The 5,966-nt window shown below is 73.9% G+C and carries 7 protein-coding genes and 1 pseudogene; all 8 read left to right on the forward strand.

Going from position 1 to position 5,966, the window contains the following annotated elements:
- A pseudogene (locus AB0I76_RS20530) lies at positions 1-322 on the forward strand (ABC transporter ATP-binding protein); the annotation flags it as partial.
- On the forward strand, positions 319-1,041 hold the full coding sequence (locus AB0I76_RS20535) for an ABC transporter ATP-binding protein (protein WP_357037698.1): 723 nt from the start codon (positions 319-321) through the stop codon (positions 1,039-1,041). The pseudogene AB0I76_RS20530 and the gene AB0I76_RS20535, both read left to right, overlap by 4 nt.
- Positions 1,042-1,061: 20 nt before the next feature.
- Positions 1,062-1,940 (forward strand): branched-chain amino acid ABC transporter permease, encoded by an 879-nt coding sequence (locus AB0I76_RS20540; protein ID WP_357037701.1) that lies wholly within the window; start codon positions 1,062-1,064, stop codon positions 1,938-1,940.
- Positions 1,937-3,049 (forward strand): branched-chain amino acid ABC transporter permease, encoded by a 1,113-nt coding sequence (locus tag AB0I76_RS20545; protein WP_357037704.1) that lies wholly within the window; start codon positions 1,937-1,939, stop codon positions 3,047-3,049. Before AB0I76_RS20540 ends, AB0I76_RS20545 begins: the two co-directional genes overlap by 4 nt.
- 69 nt (positions 3,050-3,118) lie before the next feature.
- On the forward strand, positions 3,119-4,405 hold the full coding sequence (locus AB0I76_RS20550) for an ABC transporter substrate-binding protein (RefSeq protein WP_357037707.1): 1,287 nt from the start codon (positions 3,119-3,121) through the stop codon (positions 4,403-4,405).
- 89 nt (positions 4,406-4,494) lie between these two features.
- On the forward strand, positions 4,495-4,656 hold the full coding sequence (locus AB0I76_RS20555) for an SDR family NAD(P)-dependent oxidoreductase (RefSeq protein WP_357037709.1): 162 nt from the start codon (positions 4,495-4,497) through the stop codon (positions 4,654-4,656).
- Between the two features lie 14 nt (positions 4,657-4,670).
- Positions 4,671-5,282 carry a TetR/AcrR family transcriptional regulator gene (locus AB0I76_RS20560; protein ID WP_357037715.1) on the forward strand — a complete coding sequence of 204 codons (612 nt, stop codon included), beginning with the start codon at positions 4,671-4,673 and terminating at the stop codon, positions 5,280-5,282.
- A gap of 76 nt (positions 5,283-5,358) precedes the next feature.
- The coding region (locus AB0I76_RS20565; protein WP_357037712.1) for an ATP-binding protein at positions 5,359-5,966 on the forward strand (608 nt) is incomplete at its 3' end.

Genomic DNA, 5,966 nt, shown 5'->3' on the forward strand with positions numbered 1-5,966 from the left:
CGTACGCCAGCGGGTCGCGCTCGCCCGCGCGCTCGCCGCCCGACCCCGGCTGCTCCTGCTCGACGAGCCGGCCGGTGGCCTCGGCGCCGAGGACATCACCGAGCTGGCGGAGCTGATCCGGCAGCTGCCCCGCCGCGAGAGCGACCCCTGCGCGGTGCTGCTGGTCGAGCACCACATGGACCTGGTGATGGACGTGTGCGACGACCTCGTCGTGCTCGACTTCGGCAAGGTGATCGCCGCCGGTGCCCCCGACGAGGTCCGCGACGATCCGGCCGTCACCGACGCCTACCTCGGCGCCGCCGTCGACGAGGCAACCACATGACCGACGACGGTCTGCTGGTGGCGCGTGGCCTGGTGGCCGGCTACGGCGCCGCCCCGGTGCTGCACGCCGTCGACCTCACCGTCCCGGCCGGCACCATCGCGGCCGTGGTCGGTGCCAACGGCGCCGGCAAGACCACCCTGCTGCGCACCCTGTCCGGCATGCTGCGCCCGTCCGCCGGCCGGATCCTGCTCGCTGGTGAGGACCTGCGCGGTACGCCGGTGGAGCAGCTGGTCCGCCGCGGCATGGCCCACGTGCCGGAGGGGCGCGGCGTCATCGGCGAGCTGACCGTGGACGAGAACCTGCGCCTCGGCGGGCTCTGGCGGCGCGACCGGGCCGACGCCGGCCGGGCCCTCGATGAGGTCTACCAGCTCTTCGAGCCCCTGGCCCGACGCCGCCGGCACCTCGGGCACCAGCTCTCCGGCGGTGAGCGGCAGATGCTCGCGCTCGGCCGCGCGCTGGTCGGCCGGCCCCGCCTGCTGCTGCTCGACGAGCCGTCGCTCGGCCTCGCGCCCCGGGTCGTCGCCCGGACCATGGCCCTGCTGCGACACCTGCGCGACAGCACCGGGCTGACCGTCCTGCTGGTCGAGCAGAACGTCCGCAGCGCGCTCTCCGTCGCCGACCAGGGCGTGGTGATGTCCCTCGGGCGGGTGGTCACCACCGCACCGGCCGCCGCCCTGCGCGACGACGTCGACCTGCGCCACGCCTACCTCGGCTTCTGACCACCCCCCGGAGGAGAACTGTGGACCGCTTCGTCTTCCTCACCCTGGACGGCCTGTCCCGGGGAGCGGTCTACGCCGCGTTCGCGCTGGCCCTAGTGCTGATCTGGCGGGCCGCGCGGGTCGTCAACTTCGCCCAGGGCGCGATGGCGGTCGCCGCCGCGTACGTCGCCTACGGCGTCTCGGCCGCGACCGGCTCGTACTGGCTGGGTTTCCTGGCCGCGCTCGCCGCCGGCCTGCTGTTCGGCGCGGTCGTGGACCGGGCGGTGATGCGGTACGTCGACCACGCCTCGCCGCTCAACCCGGTGATCGTCGCCCTCGGGCTGGTGCTGCTGATCCAGGCGGTCCTGGGCATGGTCTACGGCAGCGAGTTCCGGCCCGCGGGCACGCCCTTCTCCCGTGGCGCGCTCACCGTGGGCGGCCTCGCGCTGCTGTCGCCGTACGACCTGTTCGTCTTCGGTGCGGTCGGGGTGGTGGTGGCCGCGCTCGCCTGGGTCTTCGCCCGCACCCCCGTGGGTCTGCGGATGCGGGCGGCCGCGTTCGCCCCCGAGGTGTCCCGCCTGCTCGGGGTGAACGTGGGAGGCATGCTCACCCTCGGCTGGGCGCTCGCCTCCGGGGTCGGCGCGCTGGCGGCGATGCTGGTCATCCCAACCGAGCTGGGCCTGCACCCGCACGCGATGGACCTGGTCTTCGTCTCGGCGTTCACCGCGGCCGTCGTCGGTGGGCTCGACAGTCCACCAGGGGCGGTGGTCGGCGGGTTGGCGGTCGGCCTGCTGCTGTCGTACGTCAGCGGCTACGCCGGCAGCGACCGCACACCGCTCGCGGTGCTCGTCCTGCTCCTGGCGGTGCTGCTGGTCCGTCCGGGCGGGCTGTTCGCCACGGTCACCGCGAGGCGGGTGTGAGCGCCACCCGGGCGGCCGTGCCGCCCCGCCAGCGGGCGACCGGGCAGGCCCGGGACGAGATACCGGCGCGTCGCGGCAGCACCCTGCTGCGGCACCTCGCCGTGGTCCTGGTCGCCGGGCTGCTGCTGCTCGGGCTGAGCTACGCCGTCGAGCCGTTCCGCAACTTCCAGCTCGCCACCGTGGCGGCGTACCTGTGCGCCACCGCCGGGCTGACCGTGCTGACCGGCCTCAACGGCCAACTGTCGCTCGGGCACGGGGCGCTGATGGCCACCGGCGCGTACACCCTCGCCCTGAGCCAGACCGCGTTCGCCGACCGGGGCGTCACCGGTGGCTGGCTGCTGCCGGTCTCCCTCGCCGCCGCCGCCGCGGTCACCGTCTGCGTCGGCGCCGTGGTCGGCGTCGCGGCGGCCCGGCTGCGCGGGCCGTACCTGGCCGGGGTGACCCTGGCCGTGGCGGTCGTGGTGCCGGCGCTGACCGTCACGTTCGACGGCGTCTTCAACGGTGAGCAGGGCCTGTCGGTGCCGGTCGAGCCACCGCCGTTGGGCCTCGGCCCGTACTTCCCGTACGAGCGGTGGCAGTTCTGGATCGCCGCCGCCGTCACCCTGCTCGTCCTGCTGCTGCTGGCCAACCTGGTCCGCAGCCGGTACGGCCGCACCTTCCGGGCGGTCCGCGACGACGAGGTGGCGGCCCGCCTGGCCGGCATCCACGTCGCGCGTACGCAGGTGCTGGCCTTCGTCGTCAGCGCCGCCACCGCCGGACTCGGCGGCGCCCTGCTCGCGGTGCTCGCGCAGAGCGTGTCGCCCGGCGCGTTCTCCCTGACCCTGTCGCTGTTCCTGCTCATGGCCGTGGTGATCGGCGGCCTGGGGCGGCTCGCCGGCGCGGTGTGGGGCGCCGTGCTGCTGGTCGCGCTGCCCGACCTGAGTCACTCGGTGACCGAGCAGCTGGCCCTCTCGCCGGCGGCGGCGCAGCGGCTGGAGGGCAACCTCCCGTTGGCGATCTTCGGGGTGACCCTGGTCGTCGTCATGATCGTCGCGCCCGGCGGCGTGCAGGGACTGCTGTCCCGGCTCGGCCGCGCCCTGCTCGCCCGCCGGCCCGGCCGGCGGTCCTGAGGTCCTGGTCCGGCTCCGGTCGGGCGTTCCACCCCCCACCACGTCCGCACGACGAAAGGCCGGTGTTCCATGCACCGTACGGCACGAGGCGGTCTCGCGATCGCCACCAGCATCGCCCTGCTCGTCAGCGCCGCCGGCTGCGGCGGCGACGGCGACGGCGGCTCCGGACGCGGGTCGGTGCCCGGCGTCACCGACACCGAGATCGTGGTCGGCACCCACATGCCGCTCACCGGGCCGGCGTCGGCCGGCTACTCGAAGATCGCCCCCGCGACGAAGGCGTACTTCGACTTCGTGAACGCCAACGGGGGTGTGCACGGCCGGAAGATCACGTACAAGATCATGGACGACGGGTACAACCCGGCGACCACCCAGCAGGTCGTCCGCCAGCTCGTGCTCCAGGACAAGGTGTTCGCGATCCTCAACGGACTCGGTACGCCGACGCACTCGGGCGTGCTGGACTTCCTCAAGAGCAACCGGGTGCCGGACCTCTTCGTCGCCTCCGGCAGCCGCACCTGGGACCAGCCCGAGAAGTATCCCTCGACGTTCGGCTTCAACCCGGACTACACGGTGGAGGGCAAGATCCTCGCCAACCACGTCAAGACGGCCCTTCCCGGGCGCAAGGTCTGCTTCCTCGGCCAGGACGACGACTTCGGGCGCGACAGCCTGGCCGGAGTGGAGAAGGTGCTGGGTGCCGGCGGGGTCGCGGTCAAGCAGACGTACGTCACCAGCAACACCAACGTCGCGCCGCAGATCGGCGCGTTCAAGGCCGGCGGGTGCCAGGTGGTCGTCCTCGCCACCGTTCCCGGCTTCACCGCGCTGTCCATCGGCACCGCCGCCCGCCTCGATTTCCGGCCGCAGTGGGTGGTGTCCAACGTGGGCGCCGACCACCCGACCCTCGCCAAGCAGCTCGGCCAGGCCGCCCCGCTGCTCGAGGGCCTGATCGGCGCCAACTACCTGCCGATGCAGAACGCCACCACCGACCCGTGGATCCAGCTCTTCACGAAGGTCAACAAGGAGTACAACGGGGACGCGCCGTTCGACGGCAACACCGTCTACGGCATGGCCGTCGGGTATCTCTTCGTGCAGGTGCTGCTCGCCGCCGGCAAGGACCTCACCCGCGAGTCGGTGGTCGAGGCGGTCCGCAGGGGCGGCTACCAGGGGCCCGGTCTGGCGCCGCTGCGCTACTCCACCACCGACCACTCCGGATACGGTGGGCAGCGGCTGACCCGGGTCACCGGGGGAGTGCAGAGCTACTTCGGGCCGGCGTACGAGACCGACGAGGGGGACGGGGCGGTGCGCGAGTACACCGCGACGACGACCCCGCCGCCGGCCAACGGCGTACCGACCGCGTCCTGACCCGACACCGCCCGGCCCGGTCGCGGCATCGTCGCCGTCGACCGGGCCGGGCGTTGACCGGCAGCGGTGAACCTCCTACTATTTGCACCGTGAATGCAAATTCAGACCGTTTCACCGACCGCGTCGCCCTCGTCACCGGAGCCAGTCGCGGGATCGGAGTGGCCATCGCGCAGCGGCTCGACGCCGAGGGCGCCTGGGTCGGCCCGCGTCTAGACTCGCCCGTGCCGCTGGAGACGCCGTGGCGGCGGTGAGGGGGCAGGGGCGGATGGGCCGGGCCGAGGTACCGGAACGGGTCGACGGGCGGACCGCCCGCGCCGAGCGCACCCGGGCGGCGATCGTCGAGGCGCACCTCGCCCTCATCTCCGAGGGGGACCTCCGGCCGACCGGCGAGCGGATCGCCGAGCGGGCCGGTGTGTCGCTGCGGACGCTCTGGACCAACTTCAAGGACATGGAGACCCTCTTCGAGGCCAGCGGCGCGGAGGTGCTCCGCCAGCAGGACGCCGCGTACCGGCCGATCTCGCGCGCGCTGCCGCTGGCCCGGCGGGTCGACGCGTACTGCCGGCAGCGGGCGCGGCTGCTCCAGCTCATCGCGCCGTCGGCGCGGGCCGCGCAGATGCGCGAGCCGGTCTCCGGGCAGTTGCGCCGCAACCGGCTCAAGCACATCGAACGGGTCCGGGACGAGATCGAGGAACTCTTCGCCGCCGAGCTGGCGCTGGCCGGGCCGGGCCGGGGGCAGTTGGTCGACGCGATCGTCGCGGCCAGCATGTGGCCGGCGTGGTCGATGCTGCGCGACGGCCTGGGGCTGGGCGTGGACGCGGCGCGGGCGGTGATGGCCCGTACGGTGGGCGCGCTGCTGGCCGAGGTCGCCGAGCGCTGACCCGCCAACTCTTTCCAACGGGTTACCGATAGGTGAAACTGGATGCATGGTTGATGCATCACGAGTGCAATTAACCGTGCTGCGAGGCCGGGACGACGAGTGCCACGCGATCCACCGGCTGCTCGCCGGCCTGCCCGACGGCGGTGGCGCCCTGGTGTTCCACGGCGAGCCGGGGTCCGGCCGCAGCGCGCTGGTCGCGCACGCCCAGCGGCACGCCCACGGGTGCACCGTGCTGGCCGGGGCCGGTCTGGCCCAGGAGGCGGACCTGCCGTACGCCGGGCTGCAGCGCCTCCTGGACCCGGTGCTCGACCGGATCGGTACGCTGCCCGGCCCGCAGGCGCGACTGCTGCGCCGGACGGTAAGCGGTGCCGGCTGCCCCGCCGAGCGTCGCCTGGCGCTCAGCCTGGCCGTGCTGCGCCTGCTCGCGACCGTCGCGCGGGACCGCCCGCTGCTCTGCACGATGGACGACGTCGACCGGGGTGACCGGCCGACCGCGGAGACGCTGGCGTTCGTCGCTCGACGGCTGCGCCGGCTGCCGGTCGCCGTCCTGCTCACCGCGGCGACCGCCCCGCCGGACGGGGTGCCGCACCACCGGTTGCGACCGCTGGACGAACGTGCCGGAGCCGACCTGCTGGCCGACCTGCTGCCCGAGCCGCCGCCCACGCCGGTGGCCGCGGCGCTCAC

It is taken from the genome of Micromonospora sp. NPDC049799 (assembly GCF_040656655.1).
Lineage (GTDB): Bacteria > Actinomycetota > Actinomycetes > Mycobacteriales > Micromonosporaceae > Micromonospora.